The 21,697-nt window shown below is 67.8% G+C and carries 16 protein-coding genes; 13 read left to right on the top strand and 3 right to left on the bottom strand.

Features of this window, described 5'->3' with window-relative positions:
• Positions 1 to 47: 47 nt before the first annotated feature.
• From AC1RLU_RS06815 to AC1RLU_RS06860, 10 genes are all read left to right on the top strand, one after another.
• A complete protein-coding gene (locus AC1RLU_RS06815; RefSeq protein ID WP_244512060.1) occupies positions 48 to 872 on the top strand; it encodes an IclR family transcriptional regulator in 825 nt (274 codons plus the stop codon).
• Positions 873 to 1,014: 142 nt separating this feature from the next.
• Positions 1,015 to 1,275 (top strand): (2Fe-2S)-binding protein, encoded by a 261-nt coding sequence (locus AC1RLU_RS06820; RefSeq protein ID WP_492794625.1) that lies wholly within the window; start codon positions 1,015 to 1,017, stop codon positions 1,273 to 1,275.
• Complete coding sequence (locus AC1RLU_RS06825) at positions 1,268 to 2,632, top strand: FAD/NAD(P)-dependent oxidoreductase (RefSeq protein ID WP_492794626.1); 1,365 nt, start codon at positions 1,268 to 1,270, stop codon at positions 2,630 to 2,632. The genes AC1RLU_RS06820 and AC1RLU_RS06825 overlap by 8 nt, the downstream gene beginning before the upstream one ends.
• Positions 2,629 to 3,783 (top strand): NAD(P)/FAD-dependent oxidoreductase, encoded by a 1,155-nt coding sequence (locus AC1RLU_RS06830; protein ID WP_492794627.1) that lies wholly within the window; start codon positions 2,629 to 2,631, stop codon positions 3,781 to 3,783. Before AC1RLU_RS06825 ends, AC1RLU_RS06830 begins: the two co-directional genes overlap by 4 nt.
• A gap of 47 nt (positions 3,784 to 3,830) precedes the next feature.
• The gene (locus AC1RLU_RS06835; protein WP_492794628.1) at positions 3,831 to 5,207 is read left to right on the top strand and encodes an ABC transporter substrate-binding protein; all 1,377 of its coding nucleotides are present in this window, start codon (positions 3,831 to 3,833) and stop codon (positions 5,205 to 5,207) included.
• A complete protein-coding gene (locus AC1RLU_RS06840; RefSeq protein ID WP_492794629.1) occupies positions 5,204 to 7,147 on the top strand; it encodes an ATP-binding protein in 1,944 nt (647 codons plus the stop codon). Before AC1RLU_RS06835 ends, AC1RLU_RS06840 begins: the two co-directional genes overlap by 4 nt.
• Complete coding sequence (locus AC1RLU_RS06845) at positions 7,144 to 8,499, top strand: sigma-54-dependent transcriptional regulator (protein WP_492794630.1); 1,356 nt, start codon at positions 7,144 to 7,146, stop codon at positions 8,497 to 8,499. The genes AC1RLU_RS06840 and AC1RLU_RS06845 overlap by 4 nt, the downstream gene beginning before the upstream one ends.
• 191 nt (positions 8,500 to 8,690) lie before the next feature.
• Entirely contained in the window at positions 8,691 to 10,028 is a 1,338-nt protein-coding gene (locus AC1RLU_RS06850; RefSeq protein WP_492794631.1) for an ABC transporter substrate-binding protein, read from the top strand.
• A 174-nt stretch (positions 10,029 to 10,202) separates the two neighbouring features.
• Positions 10,203 to 11,918, top strand: a complete 1,716-nt coding sequence (locus AC1RLU_RS06855) for an ABC transporter permease (RefSeq protein WP_492794632.1) — start codon at positions 10,203 to 10,205, stop codon at positions 11,916 to 11,918.
• A gap of 2 nt (positions 11,919 to 11,920) precedes the next feature.
• A complete protein-coding gene (locus AC1RLU_RS06860; protein ID WP_492794633.1) occupies positions 11,921 to 13,018 on the top strand; it encodes an ABC transporter ATP-binding protein in 1,098 nt (365 codons plus the stop codon).
• Positions 13,019 to 13,057: 39 nt separating this feature from the next.
• On the opposite strand, the gene AC1RLU_RS06865 is transcribed toward AC1RLU_RS06860, so the two are convergent.
• Both AC1RLU_RS06865 and AC1RLU_RS06870 read right to left on the bottom strand, forming a co-directional pair.
• Positions 13,058 to 14,662 (bottom strand): hydantoinase B/oxoprolinase family protein, encoded by a 1,605-nt coding sequence (locus tag AC1RLU_RS06865; RefSeq protein WP_492794634.1) that lies wholly within the window; start codon positions 14,660 to 14,662, stop codon positions 13,058 to 13,060.
• Positions 14,662 to 16,713, bottom strand: coding sequence for a hydantoinase/oxoprolinase family protein (locus AC1RLU_RS06870; RefSeq protein WP_492794635.1), 2,052 nt, complete (start codon positions 16,711 to 16,713; stop codon positions 14,662 to 14,664). The genes AC1RLU_RS06865 and AC1RLU_RS06870 overlap by 1 nt, the downstream gene beginning before the upstream one ends.
• Positions 16,714 to 16,948: 235 nt before the next feature.
• Here AC1RLU_RS06870 and AC1RLU_RS06875 point away from each other — a divergent pair, with 235 nt between their 5' ends.
• Positions 16,949 to 18,274, top strand: coding sequence for an NAD(P)/FAD-dependent oxidoreductase (locus AC1RLU_RS06875; protein WP_492794636.1), 1,326 nt, complete (start codon positions 16,949 to 16,951; stop codon positions 18,272 to 18,274).
• Between the two features lie 9 nt (positions 18,275 to 18,283).
• Here AC1RLU_RS06875 and AC1RLU_RS06880 read toward each other — a convergent pair whose 3' ends face one another.
• Positions 18,284 to 19,810, bottom strand: coding sequence for an ABC transporter substrate-binding protein (locus tag AC1RLU_RS06880; protein ID WP_492794637.1), 1,527 nt, complete (start codon positions 19,808 to 19,810; stop codon positions 18,284 to 18,286).
• 270 nt (positions 19,811 to 20,080) lie between these two features.
• Here AC1RLU_RS06880 and AC1RLU_RS06885 point away from each other — a divergent pair, with 270 nt between their 5' ends.
• On the top strand, positions 20,081 to 20,953 hold the full coding sequence (locus AC1RLU_RS06885) for a transporter substrate-binding domain-containing protein (protein ID WP_492794638.1): 873 nt from the start codon (positions 20,081 to 20,083) through the stop codon (positions 20,951 to 20,953).
• Between the two features lie 72 nt (positions 20,954 to 21,025).
• Complete coding sequence (locus tag AC1RLU_RS06890) at positions 21,026 to 21,694, top strand: amino acid ABC transporter permease (protein ID WP_492794639.1); 669 nt, start codon at positions 21,026 to 21,028, stop codon at positions 21,692 to 21,694.
• The last annotated feature ends 3 nt before the right edge of the window (positions 21,695 to 21,697 follow it).

The raw sequence follows: 21,697 nt of genomic DNA on the forward strand, positions 1-21,697 counted from the left end.
AAGATCGTTAGCCGCAGCCATTGATCGCGCCGAGGAGAGCAGGCCCGATGACGATGCCCGAAGAGAGAGAGACCGGCCGCAAGCGCGCGGCGCAGCCGCCCGATCAGGCCGGCCGCAAGGACGACGCCCTGATGGTCAATTCGGTCGAGAAGGCGTTCCGGGTGCTCTCCGCCTTCGGCCGCCAGCACCCAACGCTCAACCTGTCGCAGGTCGCCTCCGAGACGGGGATGGATGTCAGCGCGGCCCAGCGCTTCACCCATACGCTCACCAGGCTCGGCTACCTGCGCAAGGATGCGCAGACCAAGCGCTTCGAGCTGACCGCCAAGACGCTCGATCTCGGCTATCATTTCGTGCGCAGCAGCCGCCTGCTCGACCGGGCGATGCCCTATCTCATGCATCTCAGCAAGGAGACGGAGGAGACGGTGAACCTCACCGTGCGGGAAGAGACCGAGATCATCTTCGTCTCGCGTTTCCTGAGCCGGCACGTCCTCAACACCGACGTTATCATCGGCACGCGCATGCCCGCCTATGCCACGGCACCGGGCATCGCGATGCTGTCGCGCCTGCCCGAGAGCGAGGCGATGGCGATCATCGATGCGTCCGACCGCAGGGCGCATACGCCCTCAACGACCTGGGAGCGCGAGGCCCTGCGCGAGAAATTGCGCCAGTCGGCCGCCCAGGGCTACGCGACCGCCTTCGAGGAGGTCTATCTCGGCGATGCCTCGATCGCCGCGGTGGTGGTCGACCATCACGGCCGCCCGGAGGCCGCCGTCAATATCGCGACCTCGACCTCGCGCTACAGCCACGAGGAGGTCGTCTCGCGCTTCTCCTCGCTGGTCATCGCCGCTGCCCACGCCATCTCGCGCGTCTGAGGAAACCAGGCCGATGGCCTTGACAGGACATTATTTGATTTATCAAAATCCACGAACTTCTATTGCATTGAGATAAATCTGAGGTCGCATGGACCGCTCGCAAGCCCAGTTCCGTCGCGTGGCATTTCGGAGCGGAGCGGCGGTGGCCCTCAGCTTTGACGGCCTTCCGATCCGCGCGACCGCCGGTGACAGCGTGCTCGCCGCGCTTCTGGAAAACGGCGCCCTCATCCGCCATCTCGAATTCGGCGGCGAGCCGCGTGCCGGCTTCTGCCTGATGGGGGTCTGCCAGGATTGCTGGGTCTGGAGCGCCACGGGCGGCCGGATCAGGGCCTGCACCACGCCTGTGAGCGAAGGCATGGAGCTTTTCGCCGAACCGCAAGCGATGGCCGGCGCCCATGGCTGAGATCGTCATCATCGGAGCCGGACCGGCCGGGATCAGCGCGGCCGAAATCCTCGTCGCAAACGGGCTGAGGCCGATCCTGATCGACGAAGGCGCACGCGCCGGCGGACAGGGCTATCGTCGGCCGGCCGATGATCTCGCGCTCGACATGAACAAGCTGATGGGCTCGGAAGCCGGCCGATACGCCGCGCTGCACGCACGCTTCGTGGCGCTCCGTCCCCAGATCGATTACCGGCCCCAGACACTGGTCTGGGCGCTCGACGACAAGCGTCTGCATCTGCTGCGCGATGGCCGCGCTGAAGCGCTCGATTGCGACAGGCTGCTGATCGCCAGTGGCGCGATGGACCGGATCGCCCCCTTGCCCGGCTGGACCTTGCCCGGCGTGTTCACACTGGGCGGGGCGCAGGTCGCGCTCAAGGACCAGGGCTGCCTGATCGGCAGCCGCGTCGCCTTCCTCGGCTCCTCGCCCTTGCTGGCGCTGGCCGCGAAGCAATATCGCGCGATGGGCGCCGAGATCGCGGTGATCGCCGATACGACGCCATTCTCGGCCAAGCTCGCGGCGATGCCGGCCTTGCTCGGCGCGCCGCGCACGCTGCTGCGCGGCCTCTGGTATATGGCCACGGCTCTGCGCGCGGGCATCCCGACGTTGCATGGCGTGACGCCGGTCGCCGTCGAGGGAGACGGCCGTGTCGAGGCTCTCGTCCTGCGCGACGGCAGTGGACGCGAGCGGCGTTTCGCCTGCGATGCGGTTGCGCTCGGCTATGGCCTCAAGCCCGAGACGCAGCTCGCCGATCTCGCCGGAGCGGACTTCGCCTACGACCCGGATTTCCGGCTGTTCCTGCCGAAGATCGACGGCTTCGGCCGGGCGCGGCCAGGGCTCTACCTCGCCGGCGATGGCGTGCGGATCGGCGGCGCCGATGCAGCGGAGGCGAGCGGGGCGCTCGCTGCCCATGCCATCCTCTCCGATCTCGGCCGGCCGCAGGATATCGCGGCGATCAGGCCGCTGGCACGACGGGTCGCGCGGCTGCGTGGCTTTCAACGCGGGCTGGCGCGGGCCTTCGCCTGGCCGAAGCAGCAGATCGCCGCCCTGCCCGATTCCGTCACGCTCTGCCGCTGCGAGAACGTCACCATCGGCGAGGTCCGCGCCGCCATGGCGCAAAGCCTCGGCCCGGTCGAGGTCAACCGCGTCAAGGCGATGACCCGCTGCGGCATGGGGCGCTGCCAGGGCCGCGTCTGCGGACCGGCTCTGCAGGAGATCGTCGCGGCCGGAACAGGACAAGGCGGCGAATCCGCCGGGCGCCTGCGCGGGCAGGCGCCGGTCAAGCCGATCGCACTCGCCGCCGCGGAAGAACCGGCATGAGCGCGCGGACCACGGACGTCGCGATTATCGGCGGCGGGCTGATCGGCGCCTGGACCGCCTTCTTCCTCGCCAAGCGTGGACAGCGCGCAACGCTGATCGAAAAGGGGGTCGTCGGCGCCCAGTCGAGCGGTGTCAATTTCGGCAACCTGCGCCTGCAGGGCCGCTTTCCCGGCCAGTATCCGTTGTCGCTGCGCTCGCAGGCGCTGTGGGAGGATTTCGACGCACTGATCGGCGAAGGCTGCGAGTTCGAGCAGACCGGTCATCTCTACCTCGCCTATGACGAGGAGGAGCACGCGAAGCTCGAAGGCTACGCCAAGGTCTCCGAATCCTACGGGCTTGCGATCGAGCGGGTCGGCCCGGCCGATCTGCGCCGACGCTGGCCCTGGCTCGGCGAGCGCGCCATGGCCGCGACCTTCTCGGCACGCGACGCCACCGCCAATCCAAGGCTCGCCACCCCGGCCGTGGCACGGGCAGCAGCGAGACATGGCGCCACCATTCTTGAGAACACGCGCGTCACAGCCGTGGACCGCGAAGGCGACGGTTTTTCGCTGACGCTGGCCGATGGCAGCAGGCTGAGCTGCGACGCGCTGGTCAACTGCGCCGGGGCCTGGGCGCTGGAGATCGCCGAGCGTTTCGGCGAGACCGCGCCGGTCTTTCCAGCCGGCCCACCGCAATTCGTGACCGAGCCTTTCCCCTATCGAATCGAGCCTTCGGTGCAGGCGATCGACGGCTCGGTGATCTTCCGCCAGATCCCGCGCGGCAACATCATCCTCGCCGGCTATCCGCGCACCGCCGCCGATCCGCAGGCGAACCGCGCGCCGGTGCCCCCAGCGAAGACGCTGGCGGCGATGCGGGCGCTCGCCCGCGTCGCGCCGATGCTGGCGCAGTGCCATGTCATCCGCGTCTGGTCCGGCATCGAGGCCTATCTGCCCGACATGATCCCGGTGATCGGCCCGAGCGGGACGACGCCCGGCCTGTTCCATGCCTTCGGCTTCTGCGGCCACGGCTTCCAGATCGGTCCCGGTGTGGGCCTGTGCCTCAGCGAGATGATCGTCGACGGCGAAACACCGACGCCGCTGGAACCGTTCTCGATCGAACGCTTCCGCACCGCCACGGCCGTCAGCGAGAAGTTCAAGAAGGAATTCGACTGACGCGCGGCAGCCTAGCCGGACCTGCAAGCCGGCTATATGACGGATTCATGGCCCGCTTCGCCGCAGAGATCAGGCTTGTCTTCATCGCCGTGCTGGCCTTCGGCTGGCCTGCCATCGGCATGGCCGAGGGACGTCGCGTCCAGATCATCACCTCGTTCCCGCCCTCGTTCTTCGAGCCCTTCCGCAACGCTTTCCGCAACCGGCATCCCGACATCGCGGTCGAGGTCGTGCAGCGCAAGACCACGGCGGCCGTCATCGATATCCGCACACAGAAGCGACCAGATGCCGACCTGTTCTGGGCTTCCGCGCCCGATGCCTTCGAACTGCTGAAGCGCGCGAACCTGCTGGCGCCGTTGCAGCCGCGGGCGACCGGCGCGCCGGAGACCATCGCCGGCTATCCGGTCAATGATCCCGATCATCGCTATCTCGGCTTCGCCGTCTCGGGCTACGGGCTGGTCTACAACCCCGCCTACCTCGCGGCGCGCGGCCTGCCGGTACCGCGCAACTGGGCCGATCTCGCCGCCCCGGTCTATGCCGGGCATATCGGCCTGACCTCGCCTGCCCGCTCCGGCACCACGCACCTCATGGTCGAGGCGCTGCTGCAATCGCTCGGCTGGGAGCGCGGCTGGGCCCTGTGGTCGGCGATCGGCGGCAATCTCGCGACGATCACGGCGCGCAGCTTCGGCGTCACCGCCGGCGTCGCCCGCGGCCGCTTCGGCATCGGCATCTCCATTGATTTCCTGACGGAGGCCAGGACGACCGAGGGCGAGGGCAACCGCTTCGTACTGCCCGGCGAGACCTTGTTCGCGCCCGCCAGCATCGCAAGGCTTGCGACCTCGCCCAATCCGAAGGAGGCAGAACTCTTCATCGACTTCGTGCTCTCGCCCGAAGGGCAGAAGATGCTGCGCGAGCCGCGGATCGGGCGCCTTGCCGTCTCGCCGGCCGCCTATGGGCCGGACGAGACACCTCCACATCTTTCGGAGACCGAAGGCATCTTCAACCGCACTGGCTTCGACGCTGGGCTTTCTGCCGGGCGCTACGAGCTGGTCAACCTGATCTTCGACGAGTGGATCACCTTCCGCCGCACCGAGCATGCCAGGCTCTGGCGCAGCCTGCAGGCGATGGAAGCGGCCCTGCTCACGCGCCCCGACGAGCAGGCCGCCAAGCTCCTGACCCGGGCGCGAGCCGCCCTGACGCAGCCGCCGGTCTCCGCTGCCGAACTCGGAGAGCCCGGGCGTTTCCAGAATATCGTCCGCGTGCCGCGCGGCCTGCCCGTGCCCGAGGAGCAGGCGCGCATCGAAGCCGCACTCCGGAACGCGATCGTGACTCACGCAACCGAGGCCGGCGACAGCCTGCAGCAGGCGGCCGAGCGGCTGACCGCGCTGGGCTGGCGCGACGAAAGCCTGACCGGGAGCAGGCCATGACGCCCGCCTTGTCCAGGCGCCGCTTCGGCATCGGCGGACGGTTGATCGCGGCCTTCCTCGGCGTCGGCCTCTTTGCGGTCGGCGCCGGCATCGTAGGCGTCATCTCCTATGAGCGGCTCAGCAAGGAGCTGGCGGCGATCGCCCGCGAGCATCTGCCCGGCCTCGCTTCCGCTGCACGGCTGGCGGAAGCCAGCGCCCGCGTCATCGCCGGCATGCCGGAACTCGCCAATGCCGAACGGCGCGACGGTTATGATCGCGGAAGGCGCGTGGTCGGCGAGCGCTTGAACGAGCTCGACAAAGTTTTGTCCGAGCGAGCGGGCAGCGGCTTCGACGCACCCGCGCTGACCGCCGTGGCGGCGGAAATCCGCCGCAATCTCGGCGCGATCGACGACGTCTCGGGGCGCCGCTTCACGCTGGCGGAGCGCATCCGCGGCGTCAGCGAGGAATTGCGCTGGCTCCAGGCCGACCTCATCGACGAGATCGAGCCGCTGACCGACGATGCCCGCTTCAATATCGATACGGCACTCGGCCAGAGCGGCAACGAGGCGTCATCCTCGGCCAAACCGAACACGATCCGCGAGGAGACCCGCAAGAGCGAAGCGCTGATGACGCTGAACGCCCAGGCCAATCTGATCGTCGGTCTATTCGGGCGGCTCGGCACGGTCCAGACCCGCGAGGACATGGAGCAGACCGGCCATGTCATCGGCGAGGCGGTCGACCAGCTCGAAGTCGAGGCCAAGGCGCTTGCGGGCTGGGCCGACACGATCACGGTCCGGCAGATCACGCAGCGCCTGATCGGGCTTGCGGACACCACGACCGGCCTGCCTGGCCTCAAGCGCTCCGAGCTTGCTGCGCTCGCCGATGCGCAGCGCCTGATCTCGGAGAGCCGTCGCCTCGTCACGGAACTCGGCACGCTGGTCTCGCAGGAGGTGCGGCGAACCGAGGCCGTGGCGAAGGAGGCCGCCGACCGCTCGGCCGAGGCGATCCGGCTCGGCCGCAACCTGCTGCTCGCCATCGCGGCAGCCTCGCTATTGGGCGCGCTGCTGATCGGCTGGTTCTATGTCCGGCGCCATCTGGTGGCGCGCCTGCGGGTCCTGACCGAGGCCGCGACCAGCATCGCCAGCGGCCAGTCCTCGGCGCTACTGCCGAAGGCGGGCAATGACGAGCTCGGCGACCTCACCCGCGCACTCGCCGTCTTCCAGCAGACCCGCGACGACCTGATCCAGGCGGCCAAGCTCGCGGCGCTGGGACAAATGGCGGCGGGCCTGAGCCATGAGCTCAACCAGCCGCTCGCCGCGATCCGCTCCCACGCTCATAACGGCGCGCTGCTGCTGGAGCGGGGCCGGCCCGAGGAGGCCCGAAAGGCGATCGGCCGCATACAGGCGCTGACGACGCGTGCGGCCGACCTGATCGCACATCTCAGGCGCTTCGCCCGCAAGCCCGGCGTTGTTCTGGCGCCGGTTGCGGTCGGCGATGTCGTCGAGACCGCGCTGTCGCTGTTCGGGCCGCGCTTCGACGCCGAGCGCGTGACGCTCCAGCGGGACCTCCCGGCGGGACGCCTCCATGTCCATGCCGAGGAAATCCGGCTGGAGCAGGTGCTGGTCAATCTCGTCGCGAACGCGCTCGACGCCGTCGCCGGCATCGACGGCGCGACGATCGCGATCGGGGCCCGCCGAAGCGGCCAAAGGGTCGAGATCTGGGTCGAGGATAGCGGACCCGGCATCGACCGGGCGCATCTGGAACGCATCTTCGACCCGTTCTTCACGACCAAGCCGGTCGGCTCGGGGCTCGGCCTCGGCCTCTCGCTGTCCTACAACATCATCAAGGACCTTGGCGGCACGCTGGCCGTTGCCGAGACCGGCCCCGAAGGCACGCGCTTCCTGATCACCCTCGAAGGGACGACAGTCCACGTCATGGCCCCGCTGGAAATCGACGCATGAGCGCTCCCAAGGTCGTCCTCGTCGATGACGATGCCGAGGTGCTCGAAGCCTGGCGGTTGACGCTGGAGCTCGAAGGCTTCGCGGTCGTGGCCAAGCGCTCGGGCGATGCGGCGCTCGCCGAGCTTGGCCGCGACGCCTCCGTCGTGCTGGTCAGCGATGTCCGCATGCCCGGCCGCGATGGGTTCGGGCTGCTTTCCGCGGTGACCGCCGTCGATGCGGAGATCCCGGTCGTACTGATCACCGGCCATGCCGATGTTCCCATGGCGGTGAAGGCGATCCGCGAAGGTGCCTGGGATTTCGTCGAAAAGCCGGCCGATCCGGTCCGCCTGATCGAGACGATCCGGCGCGCCAGCGAATACCGCCGGCTGATCATCGAGAATCGCTCGCTCAGGGCGGGCGCGAATCGCGAAGATCCATGGTCGACCCGACTCGTGGGCCATTCGCCGACAATGGCAAAGCTGCGCAGCCGGCTGGCCCTGCTGGCCGATGCCGATACCGACGTGCTGCTCTTCGGCGAGACCGGGACCGGCAAGGAGGTGGCGGCGCGCGCGCTCCACGATCTCGGCAATCGCCGCGCCGGGCGCTTCGTCGCGGTGAATTGCGGGGCGATCCCCGAGACCATGGTCGAGAGCGAATTGTTCGGGCACGAGGCCGGCGCCTTCACCGGCGCGCGCGCGCGGCGGATCGGCAAGATCGAGCACGCCAGTGGCGGCACGCTCTTCCTCGACGAGATCGAGTCGATGCCGATGGCGGCGCAGGTGCGCCTGCTGCGCGCGCTGCAGGAGCGCCGGATCGAGCGTCTCGGCTCCAACAAGGAGATCGCGGTCGATATCCGCATCGTCGCCGCGACCAAGAGCGACCTCGCTGCGCTGGCCAAGGCCGGAGGTTTCCGCGAGGACCTGGTCTACCGGCTGAACGTCGTGACCCTGCGCCTGCCGCCCCTGCGCGATCGCCGCGAGGACATCCCGCTGCTGTTCCAGCACTTCCTCGCGCTCGCCGCCGCGCGCGTCGGCCGCTCGGCCCCGCCGCTCGGGCGGGACCTCTTGCAGCGGCTGACGCGGCAGGACTGGCCGGGGAACGTGCGCGAATTGCGCAACGCCGCCGAGCGCAGCCTGCTCGGCATGGATGAGGATTTCGAGGATGAAGATGCCGGCGCCTCAGCCTCCGATGGTGCAGAGCGCACGCTGGAGGAGCTGGTCGCCATCGCCGAGGCGGAGGCGATCGGCGCCGCCTTGAAGCGCCATAACGGACGCATCGGCGTCACCGCCGCCGCGCTCGGCATCACCCGCAAGACGCTCTACCTGAAGATGCGCCGTTACGGCCTGAGCGGCGCCGCCGCGCTCGCAGACTGAGCCTCGATGTTACCGCGATGACCCATCGGGCGCTTCGGCAGGTTACCGCCATGCCCCCGAAATTGGGTATCTGAAGACCCTTCCTTCCGAATTCCGCAATGGAATCAAAGCCGCCGACACTTGGCATCACCGTTGCTGAGAAGAAGCCATCGACCTCGACGTCGAACAGAAAAAACGCTTCGGAGGAAATCATGCTCAATCGCAGGCTCGCGCTCGCGGCCACCCTCGGCCTGTCGCTCAGCGCCTCGTTTACGGCCATCGCGCTGGCGCAGGCGCCAGCCGGCAAGGTCACGGTGGTGACCTCCTTCTCCAAGGACGTCACCGATCCGATCAAGAAGGCCTTCGAGAAGGCGGTTCCGGGCGTCACGCTCGAAGTGCAGAACCGCAACACCAATGCCGGCGTGAAATATGTCGAGGAGACCAAGGCCAATAACCAGGTCGACCTGTTCTGGGCCTCGGCGCCCGATGCCTTCGAGGTGCTGAAGGGCAAGAAGCTGCTCACCGCCTACAAGCCCAAGGCGACCGGCATCCCCGAGAAGATCGGCTCCTATCCGATCAACGATCCCGCCGGCTTCTATTTCGGCTTCGCGGCCTCCGGCTACGGCATCATGTGGAACGACCGTTACGCCAAGGCCAACAAGCTGCCCGAGCCCAAGGACTGGCAGGATCTCGCCAAGCCGGTGTTCTACGACCATGTGTCGATCGCGGCGCCGTCGCGCTCCGGCACGACGCACCTGACGATCGAGACGATCCTGCAGGGCGAGGGCTGGGACAAGGGCTGGCGCACCATCAAGGAGATGGCCGGCAATTTCCGCTCGATCAACGAGCGCTCCTTCGGCGTGCCGGAGCAGGTCAATTCCGGCCAGGTCGGCGTCGGCATCGTCATCGACTTCTTCGCCTTCTCGGCCCAGGCCTCCGGTTTCCCGGTCAAGTTCGTCTATCCGAGCGTGACGACCGTGGTCCCGGCCAATGTCGGCATCATCGCCAACCCGCCGAACAAGGCTGCGGCCGAAGCCTTCATCGAGTTCCTGCTCTCGCCGACGGGCCAGGAGGTGCTGCTCGAGCCCGGCATCCGCCGCCTGCCGGTCAACCCGGCCGTCTATGCCAAGGCCGGCGCCGACTATCCGAACCCCTTCACCGATCCGCGCTTCCAGAAGATGATCGGCTTCGACGTCGACAAATCGGAAGGCCGCACCGCGGTCGTCGATACGCTGTTCGACCAGATGATCTCCTTCCAGCTCGACGGGCTGAAGGGTGTCACCAAGGTGCTGCACGAGGTCGATGCGGCGCTGGCCAAGAAGCCGAACGACAAGGCGAAAGCGCTGGCCGATGAGGCCCGCGTCCTGATCGCCGCCATGCCGGTGAGCGAGGCGCAGGCCGCGAGCCCCGAGCTGCGCGGCGCCTTCACCGGCGGCAAGGAGAAGGGCGCCCGCCAGGCCGAGGTCGAGGCGCAGTGGGCGAGCTTCGCCCGCGACAACTACGCCAAGGCCAAGGCCAAGGCGGAAGAGGCGCTGAAGGCGGCAAAGTAAGCGCACGCGTCATCGTCGTCCCGCGGGTCTTCCCGTGCGCGCTGCAGCGTGAAACGCTGCGGCGCAGACACGGGACCGCGCGACCAGTAGGCGCCTTTTCCTGAAGACGGTCCCGTGTCTGCGCAGCGGCATTTGCATGCCGCAGCGCGCACGGGATGACACCCGGCCGCACCCATGACAGCCATTCCGACCTCGGTTCCCCGCCCCCGTCGCATCGCCGGCACGCCCGGCCAGATCGCGCTGGCGCTGGCGATCGCCGCCTTCCTGCTGATGTTCCTGGTGCTGCCGGTGGCGACGGTGATCTATGTCGCCTTCACCGAGAAGGGCACCTCTACCTTCACGCTGGTGAATTTCTACGATTTCGTCCGCACCGAGCTGTTCATGCGCTCGTTATGGAACTCGTTCTATGTCTCTGCGATGTCAGTGGTCTGGGCCTCGGTCTTCGCCCTGCCGCTGGCCTATCTGACGACGCGCTTCGTCTTCCGCGGCGCGGCCATCGTCCAGACGCTCGGCTTCCTGCCATTGATCATGCCGCCCTTCGTCGGCGCGGTGGCGATGCAGCTCTTCTTCGGCCGCAACGGCTCGATCAACCTGCTGCTCGACGACTGGTTCGGCTTCAAGATCGACTTCATGGAGGGGCTGAACGGCGTCATCTTCGTCCAGTCCGTCCATTATTTCCCGTTCATCCTGATCAACCTCTCGGCGGCGCTGCGCAATGTCGACCGCGCCATGGAAGAGGCCGCGCAGAATCTCGGCTCCTCCGGCTTCCGGCTGTTCCGGCGCATCGTCTTCCCGCTGGCGATGCCGGGCTACCTCGCCGGCGCCTCGCTCGTCTTCGTCAAGGTCTTCGACGATCTCGCCACGCCGCTCCTGCTCAACGTCAAGGACATGCTGGCGCCGCAGGCCTATCTCAGGGTGACCTCGATCGGCATCGCCGACCCGATGGGCTATGTCATCTCGGTCGTGCTGATCATCGCCTCCGTGCTGGCGATGTGGCTCTCGGCGCGGGCCTTGAAGGGACGCGACTACGCCACGACGCAGCGCGGCGGCGGCGGCCTCGCCAAGCGGGTGATGACGCCGATGGAGGCCGTGTTCGGCTACGGTATCGTCATCCTGATCCTGGCGCTGGTGCTGGCGCCGCATCTGGGCCTGCTGCTGCTCTCCTTCGCCACGATCTGGTCGTTCTCGCCGCTGCCCGATGCCTTCACCACGGCGCACTACGCCCGCGTCTTCGGCGAGAGCTCGGTCTACATCAAGAACACGCTGATCTATGCCTCGATCGCCGGCGGCATCGACGTCGTGCTCGGCGTCGCCATCGCCTATCTGGTGCTGCGCACGAGGTTGATCGGCCGCGAATGGCTCGACTGGATGGCCTCGGCCGCGCTCGCCATCCCCGGCGTGGTGCTCGGCATCGGCTATCTCAGGACCTTCTACGGCATCACCCTGCCGGACGGGACGCCGCTCGCCGCGCTCTGGATCACCATCGTGATGGCGCTGGCGATCCGGCGCCTGCCCTATGCTTTGCGAGCCTGCTATGCGGCACTCCAGCAGATTTCGGTCTCGCTGGAAGAAGCTGCCGAGAACCTCGGAGCGACCAAGGCGCGCACGGTCCGGCGCATCGTCGTACCCCTGATGGCGGGCGGCATCCTCGCCGGCTTCGTCACCTCGTTCTCGACGGCCGCCGTCGAGCTCTCGGCGACATTGATGCTGGTGCAGTCCAATTCCGACGCGCCGCTGGCCTATGGGCTCTATGTCTTCATGCAGTCGGCGGCGGGGCGCGGTCCCGGTGCGGCGCTCGGTGTCGTCGCGGTGATCCTCGTCGCGGCCTGCACCTTCCTCTCCCATCTCATCATCGAACGCAGCCAGAAGGCCAAGGGAATGGGCCACTGATCATGAACGCGACCGTCTCCCTGACCACGCCCGCCGTCTCCGTCGACATCGAAGGCGTCAACCTGTCCTACGGCACCAATCATGTGCTCAAGGACGTCAACCTGGCGATCGAGCCGGGCGAGTTCTTCGCCTTCCTCGGCCCGTCCGGCTGCGGCAAGACCACGCTGCTGCGCCTGATCGCCGGCTTCAACCATGCCGATACCGGCGAGGTCCGGATCGGCGGCAAGCCGATCACCGACCTGCCGCCGTGGAAGCGCGATGTCGGCATGGTCTTCCAGTCCTATGCGCTGTGGCCGCATATGACGGTACGCCGCAACGTCGCCTTCGGACTGGAGGAACGCGGCGTGAAGCGTGCCGAGGTCGAGCGGCGCGTGGAAGCGGCGCTGGGGCTCGTCGGGCTCGCCCATCTCGCCGAGCGGCGGCCGTCGCAACTCTCGGGCGGCCAGCAGCAGCGCGTCGCGGTGGCGCGCACCGTCGCGGTCGAGCCCAAGGTGCTGCTGCTCGACGAGCCGCTCTCCAATCTCGACGCCAAGATGCGCGTGCAGGTGCGCCGTGAATTGCGCGACCTGCAGCAGCGGCTGGGCCTGACCACGATCTTCGTCACCCACGACCAGGAGGAGGCAAACACGATCTGCGACCGGATCGCCGTGATGAACGACGGCATCGTGCAGCAGGTCGGCACGCCGATGGAGCTTTACGAGCGACCGGCGAACCTGTTCGTCGCCGGCTTCCTCGGAACGGCGAATATCCTTGGCGGCAAGCTTTCCGGTAGCGGCGGGACCCGAGTCTTCGAGATCGAGGGCGGGACGCGGGTTCCGGTTCCGGCCGATGCTCAGGTGCCGGAAGGCGCCAAGCTGGTCTTCCGGCCTCAGCATGCCAGTCTCGGTGATGCGGGCCCGGCCAGCGATGGGATGCTGGCTCTACCCTGCACCGTCGCCAATCGCGAGTTCCTTGGCGCCAGCGTGCGCTACGGCGTCCGTATCGGCACGACAGAGGTGGCGGTCGACGTGCCGTTCCAGTCCGGCAGCGGCCTGTTCGAGGTCGGCAGCGGGGCGACGCTCAGGCTGTCGCCGCGCTCGTTGTTGTGGCTTGCCGCCTAAGCGGCGCAGAGCGAGGGCCGCAGCCCTCGCCAACCCATCTCACCCCCGCTGCTCGGCCTTGTCGCGTGCCCGCGCCTCGGCGCTGCGCTCCGCGGCCGGGCCGTAGCCGCCGGCGCCGGGCGTGATGATCTCGACAATCTGGCCCTTTTCCAGCGCGCCGTCGCCCTTGAAGAAGGGGACGACGCCCTCGCTGAAGGAAAACGATCCGCCCTGCCCTTCGCCGCCACCGGCGAGGCCCCAGGGCCGCGAGGTCAGCCGCGAGTTGTCGACGCTCAGGCGGCACGGCGCCTCCGCCCGGTAGACGCGGCGCAGGCCCATGCCGCCGCGTTGGCGGCCGTCCCCGCCCGAACCGTCGACCAGCTCGTAGCGCAGCAGGGTCAGCGGGTATTCCAGCTCCAGCGCCTCGACCGGCAGGTTCGAGGTGTTGGTCATATGGACATGGACGCCGTGGAGCCCGTCCTTGTTGGTGCGGGCGCCGGAACCGCCGCCGATCGTCTCCAGATAGACCCAGAGCTCGCCGCTGCCCGGCTGCTCGCCGGCAAAGGTGGCCGAGGCGACCGCGCCCGAACAGGCCGCGATCACCCGATCCGGCACGGCCTGCGCGAGCGCGCCATGGATCAGGTCGACGACGCGCTGGCAGGCGGCGATGCGGCCGTTGACGGCAGCCGGGTGCACGCAGTTCAGCACCGTGCCTTCCGTCGCGGTGACGGTAAGCGGCCGGGCGAGCCCGGCATTGGGCGGGATGGTCGGGTCGGCCACGGTCTTGACCGCGTAATACACGGTCGAGAGCAGCGCGGTGTAGACCATGTTGAAGCCGGCTCGCATCTGCGGCGGCGAGTCGAAGGCCAGCCGCATCTCCTCGCCCGCGACGGTGATCGCGACCGAGAAGGTCAGCGCCTCGTCGATCTCGGGATTGTCGAAGGAATCCGAGAAGCGATAGGTCCCGTCGGGGATCGAGGCGATGCCGGCGCGCATCTTGCGTTCGGCATAGTCCTGCAGCGCCTTGCCGGCGGCGAGCACGGTGTCGCGGCCGTATTTGTCGCAGAGCGCGCGCAGGCGCTCGACGCCGAGCCGGTTCGCCGCCATCTGGGCGCGCAGATCCGAGAGGCGCTCGCGCGGGACCTGACAGTTGAGCAGGATCAGCTCCTGCACGTCCTTCATCAGCACGCCGCCGTCATAGAGGCGGATCGGCGGGATGCGCAGGCCCTCCTGATAGATATGGGCATGGCCGCGATCGGCGAAATCGGAATGGTGGGCGGTGTTGACCGCCCAGGCGATCATCACGCCTTCGTGGAAGACGGGCTCGGCCAGCACGATGTCCGGCAGATGCGTGCCGCCGCCCTCATAGGCGTCGTTGCCGATGAAGACGTCGCCCGGCTTCATCTCCGCGACGGAGTGGCGCTTCAGGATATGCGGGATGATGCCGATGAAGGAGCCGAGATGCATCGGGATGTGCTCGGCCTGACAGAGCGTCTGGCCCTCGATATCGAAGAGCGCGGTCGAGCAGTCGCGGCGCTCCTTGATGTTGGTCGAGTAGCTCGCCTTGACCAGAGCTTCGCCCATCTCCTCGGCGATCGAGGCGAAGGAGGAGCCGATGACCTCGACGGTGATCGGGTCGACGCTGACGGATGCGGTCGCGGTCATCACGGCATCTCCAGGATCAGGTTGAGATAGGGCTCGACCGTCGCGGTCATGCCCGGCAGCAGAACGGTGGTTGAATCCATCTGCTCGACGATGGCCGGGCCGGCGAAGCGGTTGCCGGATTTGAGCTTGTCGCGGTCATAGATCGGGCAAGCGACGAAGCCGCCGGCCTCGGGGAACCAGACCTCGCGGCTGCCGATGACGGCGTGGGACGCATCCGGCCCGGCATCGGGCTCCGGCCGGAAGGCAGCCTTAGGCACGAGGCCGACCGCCTCGACGCGATAAGTCACGAGCTGGACCGCCTCGCCTTCGGCGACGAAGCCGTAGAGCCGCTTATGGGCGGCGGCGAAACCTTCCGCAAGCGCGGCGATCGTGGCAGGAGTGATCGGCCCGTCCGGCACGTCGATGCCGAGTTCGTAGTTCTGGCCGTGATAGCGCAGGTCGGCGGTGCGCTTCAGCCGGCGGTCGGCCGAGGCAACGCCCTCCTCTTCGAACCAGTGATCCGCCTGTTCCTGCAGGGCGACGAAGATCTCCGCCATGTCGGGGACCAGCGTGTCGGAGAGCGTCGCGAGCCGGGTCGTGGCAAAATTGGCCCGCAGGTCGGTGAGCAGCAGGCCGAGCGCGCAGCCGATGCCGGGATTGCGCGGCACGACAATGCGCTTCATGTCGAGTTCGCGCGCGAGCCTTGCCGCGTGCAGTGGCCCGGCCCCGCCGAAGGCGACCAGCGCGTAATCGCGCGGATCATGGCCGCGCTGGACGCTGATGACGCGGATCGCCTTGGCCATGTTGGCGGTGACGACCGAGATGATGCCCTGCGCCGTCGCCATCACATCGAGGCCGAGTTCGTCGGCGAGCCGACCGATCGCCTGTTTCGACAGGCTCTGGTCGATCGGCATGCGGCCGCCGAGCAGATGCGTCGGATTCAAGGTCTGGAGCACGACATTGGCGTCGGTGACGGCAGGCTCGGTCGCGCCGCGCCCATAGCAGACCGGGCCCGGATCGGCGCCGGCCGAGCGCGGCCCGACCTTGAGCAGGCCGCCGGAATCGATCGCGGCGAGCGAGCCGCCGCCGGCGCCGACCGTGTGGATGTCGAGCATCGGCGCCTTGATCGGGTAGCCGTGAACATTGGCCTCGGAGGCGAGCTTGGCCTCGCCATCGTCGAGCAGGGCGACGTCCGAGGAGGTGCCGCCCATGTCGAAGGTGATCAGGTTCGGGATGCCGATCATCGCGCCGATCGCCTGCGCCGCGACGACGCCGGTCGAGGGGCCGGAGAGCACCGTGCGCACCGGCAGGCGCGCCGCCATGTCGAAGCCGATGACGCCGCCATTGGACTGCGTCAGATGCGGCACCGCCTTGAGGCCGAGTTCTTTCAGCCGGTCGGCGAGGCGGCGGATATAACTCTGCATGACCGGGCCGAGATAGGCGTTCACGACGGCGGTCGAGATGCGCTCGTACTCGCGGAATTCGGGCGCGACCTCATGCGAGGCGCAGATGAAGGCCTCCGGGAATTCCTCAGTGACGATGCGCTTGGCGGCTTCCTCGTGCTCCGGCCGGACGAAGCCGTAGAGGAAGCCGATGGCGACCGCCTTGACGCCCTCCGCCTTCAACGCCCGCGCCGCCTGCCTGACAGCCTCCTCGTCGAGCGGCGTCTCGACCGTGCCATCATGGCGGACACGCTCGGCGACGCCGAAGCGCAGGTCGCGGGTGACCAGCGGCGGGGCCTTGTCGGCCTGGAGGTCGTAGAGATCCGGCCGCTTCTGCCGGCCGATCTCGATCAGGTCGCGGAAGCCTTCGGTGGTGATCAGTCCCGTCTTCACGCCGCGATGCTGGATCAGGGCGTTGGTGCCGACCGTGGTGCCATGGCCGAAATAGGCGATGTCGCCGGGACTGGCGCCGACGCGCTCGACGCCTTCCTGCGTGCCGCGCGCGATGGCGCGGGAAGGATCGTCAGGCGTCGACGGCACCTTCCAGACAGCGACCATGCCGGTCGCGTCGTCGAACAGGCAGACATCGGTGAATGTGCCCCCGGAATCGATCCCGATCCGCCACGCCATCTCTGCCTTCCTTCCGTTACAGCATCGCCGCCTCGGCAGGCGGCGACACCGGTTCCCAGTATGGCAAGCGAAGCGGCGGCGATGAAAGCGCCGTCGACGCCGAACATCTCTTCGATCAGCGCAGGACTGGCTCGGCGCAAGACTCGTCGGGCCTACGAAGGGCGTTGAGCTTGGTCTATACCGGACACCTCGTGCCGCCGACCGCCAGCCCCTTCCCGCCACCGCCGGAGCCTTCGTGATGGGCATCACCATCGAGACCATCGAGCCGGACCCGTCCCTTCCCGCCGCCAGCGATGTCGTCGTCATCGGTGGCGGCATTATCGGCATCACCACGGCGCTCTTCCTGGCGCGCGAGGGCATCTCGGTCACCGTCTGCGAGAAGGGCGAGGTCGGCCATGAGCAGTCCGGGCGCAACTGGGGCTGGGTGCGCGTCATGGGGCGCGATCCCGGCGAGATCCCGCTCGGGCTCGAAAGCATGCGGCTCTGGGAGGATATGGACCGGCTCGTCGGCGGCGATACCGGCTTCACGCGCTCCGGCATCGTCTATGTCGCCGACACGGAAGCGAAGTTCGCCGAGCAGGAGGCCTGGCTCGAGCACGCCAGAACCTATCAACTCGACTCCCGGCTCCTGAGCAAGCGCGAGATCGACGCCGTCCTGCCCGGCGGCAAACGCGCCTATGCGGGGGCGATGTTCACCCCGAGCGATGCCCGGGCCGAGCCGCAGAAGGCCGTTCCAGCGATGGCGCGGGCGCTGCGCCGCCATGGCGGCACCGTGCTGACGCGCTGCGCCGTGCGGGGCATCGAGACGGCCGGGGGACGCGTCAGCGGCGTCGTCACCGAACGTGGGCGGATCGCCTGCCAGCGTGTCGTATTGGCAGGCGGCGCCTGGTCGCGGCTGTTCCTCGGCAATCTCGGCATCGACCTGCCGGCGCTCAAGATTCTGGGCTCGGTGTTCCGGACCGAGCCGCTCGACGGCCCGCCGACCCATGCCGTCGGCGCCTCCGACTTCGCCTTCCGCAAGCGGCAGGACGGCGGCTATACGATCGCTCATCGCGGGGCGAGCGTCGCCGAGATCGTGCCGGACAGCTTCCGGCTGCTCTTCGATTTCCTGCCGTCCCTGGCCAGGCAGCGCCATGAATTGCGGCTGCGGCTCGGCGAGCGCTTCCTGGAGGAGGCCCGCACGCCGAAAAGCTGGTCGCTCGATCAGGAAACGCCGTTCGAGCGCAACCGCATCCTCGATCCCAAGCCGTCCGAGGGCATCCTGCAGGAAGCGCGACGCAACCTGATCGCCGCCTTCCCCGCCTTTGCCGGCCTCAAGGTCAAGGAGAGCTGGGGCGGACTGATCGATGCGGCGCCCGATGCCGTGCCGATCATCGGTGAGGTGCCGAGCCTGCCCGGCTTCTTCCTCGCGACGGGCTTCTCGGGCCATGGCTTCGGCATCGGCCCCGGCGCCGGCCGCCTGATCGCCGATCTGGTCAGCGGCCGCACACCGCTGATCGATCCCAAGCCCTTCCGGCTGGAGAGGTTCGCGCGGCTGGAGCGGACGACACGGGCGAGGTGAGGCGGGCGCTCAGGCGAGCGCCGCCTCGTCCAGTGAATAGGCCGAGAAGAAGTTCGTGCCGCCCGGATAGCATTTGAAGCCGCTGAGGCCCGTCACCATGGCATAGCCCTGCGAGCGCCAGGCGAGGCCGACGAGCGGCGCCTGCTCCAGAGCGAGCTTCTCCAGCTCGGCATAGATCGCCTTGCGCTTGGCCGGATCGAACTCGGCGCGGCCCTTGGCGAAGAGCGCATGGATTTCGGGCGTGGGAATCTGCCAGCTTCGGGCCATATTGGGCGGCAGATCGCCGTCGATCAGCGGGGCAAGGCCGTCGGGGTCGTTATTGTCCGCGGTCGTGCCCTGCACCATGAAATCGTAACGGCCCTTGCCGGCCAGATCGACGCGCGCCGCCCAGTCCGGCAGGTTCAACGTCACCTGGATACCGATCTCGGCCAAATTGGCCTGCACGACCTCGGCGGTCGATTTGTGCATGCCGTATTGCGCCGTCGAGAGCAGCGTGCAGGTGAAGCCGTTCGGCACGCCGGCCTCGGCCATCAGCTTCTTCGCCTTGGCCGGATCGTAGTTCCAGAACTCGGAGCGGCCCTTGTCGAAATAGGGGCTGCTCGATGCGATCGGGATGCCTTGCAGCTTGCTGCCGCGACCGAAGAAGGCCGCCTGCACGATGTCCTCGCGGCGGATGGCGTGCGCCACCGCCTGGCGCAGACGGACATCCTTGAACGGCCCGGTACCACCATTGAAGTTCAGCCCCATGAAGGGCCCGTCGACCGCGACCAGCCGCAGGCGCGAATCCTTCTCGATCGTGCCCATGGATTGCCAGGGCACGTATTCGATCAGGTCGACATCGCCGGCCTGGAGCGCGGCGACACGCAGGTTCTCGTCGGCATAGGCGACGAGCCTGATGCCGTCGAGCTTCGGCAGGCCCGGCTTGTAGTATTTGTCGAATTTCGCGACCTCGATCGAGGCGCCGCGCTCCTGCGCCTTGATCATGAACGGACCGGCGCCGACGCCGAGCCCGGCACGCCCCTCGATCGAGTCCTTGGCGATGATCGGCATATGCGGGCTGGCGAGCCAGATCGGCAGCGTCACGGTCGGCTGCTTCATCACGATCCGGACGGTGCGGGCATCGGGCGTCTCGATGCGCTCGACGCCGCCGAACTCGGCCTTCATGAAGGCGGTCGAATTGGGCGCTGCGACCTGCTCCAGCGTCCATTTCACGTCTTCGGCGGTGACCGGCTTGCCGTTCTGGAAGGTCGCCTGGCGCAGCTTGAAGACCCAGGTCGTCTCGCCCTCGCGCGCCCAGGACTCGGCGAGCTCAGGCCTGACCTCGCCCTTCTCGTCGAAGCCGGTCAGCCCCCGGAAGATCAGGAGCTTGACCGTAAGCGCCGCCGTGCCGGTGTGAAGCCAGGGTTGGAGGCTCGGCGGAAAGCTCGATAGGCCGAAGCGGAGCACCTTGCCCGCGGCCTGGGCGTGGGCCCGCAGGCTCAGGAGAGGCAGGGTTGCACCGGCGGCGAGCACGGTACGGCGAGAGACCGGCACCATCGAATACCCCTCCCTGTTTTTGGCGGCTCGAACGGCCGAAGGGAAAGAATGATTTCGTGTGCGAGCTTGTCAATGCCTTCCGTGGCTCGCGAAACTCCGGCGCAGCCCGCCGAAGTTGCAGGCACGATGCTGCGGCGCGACCCTGTGCCGCCCCGGCGTCGACGCCATCCGGCCGGGCGCTTGACTTCCGGGCGAAAGACTCTCTAGCATCCTTAATTACAAGATATATTCTCTAATTATGGATTATTCTTGCAAAGAGGGGAAACGCCAATGAGCGAGACGGACGAAGGCAAGAGGCTTCTGCTGAAGGGTGGACTGGTCGGCGGCCTCGCGCTGGCTGCGGCTGCGAGCACCGCCCGCGAGGCCGCGGCGCAATCGGCGCCCAACAGCCTGCTGCGCACGGTGCTGGATCGCGGCAAGCTGATCGTCGGCACGGGCTCCACCAATGCGCCCTGGCATTTCGAGGACGAGAAGGGCCAGCTCGTCGGCATGGACATCACCATGGGCCGCATCCTGGCCAAGGGGCTGTTCGACGACGCCAGCAAGGTCGAGTTCGTCCGGCAGGACGCGGCCCAGCGCATCCCCAACATCAATACCGGCAAGGTCGACATCGTCATCCAGTTCATGACGATGTCGCCGGCCCGCGCCCAGTTGATCGCCTTCTCGCGCCCCTATTATGTCGAGGGCATCGCGCTCCTGACCCGGCCGGACAGCGACAAGAAGAGCTTCGACGCGCTGCTCAAGGCCGGCTCCTCGGCCCGCGTCTCGATCCTGCAGAACGTCGATGCCGAGGCTTCGGTGAAGAAGGTGCTGCCGCAATCGACCGTGATGCAGCTCGACAGCCAGGCCAATGTCATCCTGGCGCTCGACTCCAAGCGGGCGGATGCCGCTGCGGTCGATCTCTCCACCGTCTGGTGGCTCGCCAAGCGCCATCCCGACAAATACGCCGATGCCGGCAAGTCCTGGAACACGATGCTCTACGGCGCCGGCATGAAGCAGGGCGACCCGGACTGGATGCGCTTCGTCAACACCACCTTCGACATCGCGATCTTCGGCCACCAGAACGAGCTCTACGACGCGGCGGTGAAGGATTATTTCGGCGCCGAGCCGCCGCAGCGCCAGCCCGGCCTTCCCCGGTTCTGACCGTTCCACGCTTCGCAAGCGGAAGGGCGCCCGGCGCCCTTCCGCCCCTATCGCCCGGCTGATCGCGGGACCATGGCGAACTATCACTTCAACTTCGCGATCGTCTGGCGCTATGCCGGCAAGCTGTTCGAGGGGCTCTGGCTCAGCCTCGAACTCGCCGCCGCGAGCATCGCGATCGGCATGGCGATCGGCCTCGTGCTGGCGCTGCTCAGCCTGGACGGCCCGAAATGGGCGCGCCCGCTGATCGCGGCCTATGTCGAATTCGTCCGCAACGTGCCGCTGCTGCTGCTGGTCTATCTCGTCTTCTACGGCATCCCCAGCGCCATCGACCTGCAATATGACGCGGTCACCTCCTTCGTCGCGACACTCTCGATCTATTCCGGCGCCTATCTCGTCGAGGTGATGCGTGCGGGACTGGAAGCCGTGCCGCGCGGGCTGATCGAGGCCGGCAAGGCGATCGGGCTCACGCCGATGAAGGTGCTCTGGCACGTGCGCCTGCCGACGGCCATGCGGATCGCCCTGCCCTCGCTTTCCAACACCTATGTCTCGCTGTTCAAGGACACCTCGATCGCCTCGGCCATCGCCGTGCCCGAGCTCGCCTATGGCATGCGCTGGATCGAGACCCAGACCTTCCGCACGGTCGAGGTCTATCTCGTGGCGACGCCGATCTACCTGATCACCAGCTACGCCATCCTGCTGCTGCTGCGGCTGGCCGAGCGGCGCTATTCGATCGCACGGTGACGG

It is taken from the genome of Allobosea sp. GW822-FHT05A11, from assembly GCF_058800455.1.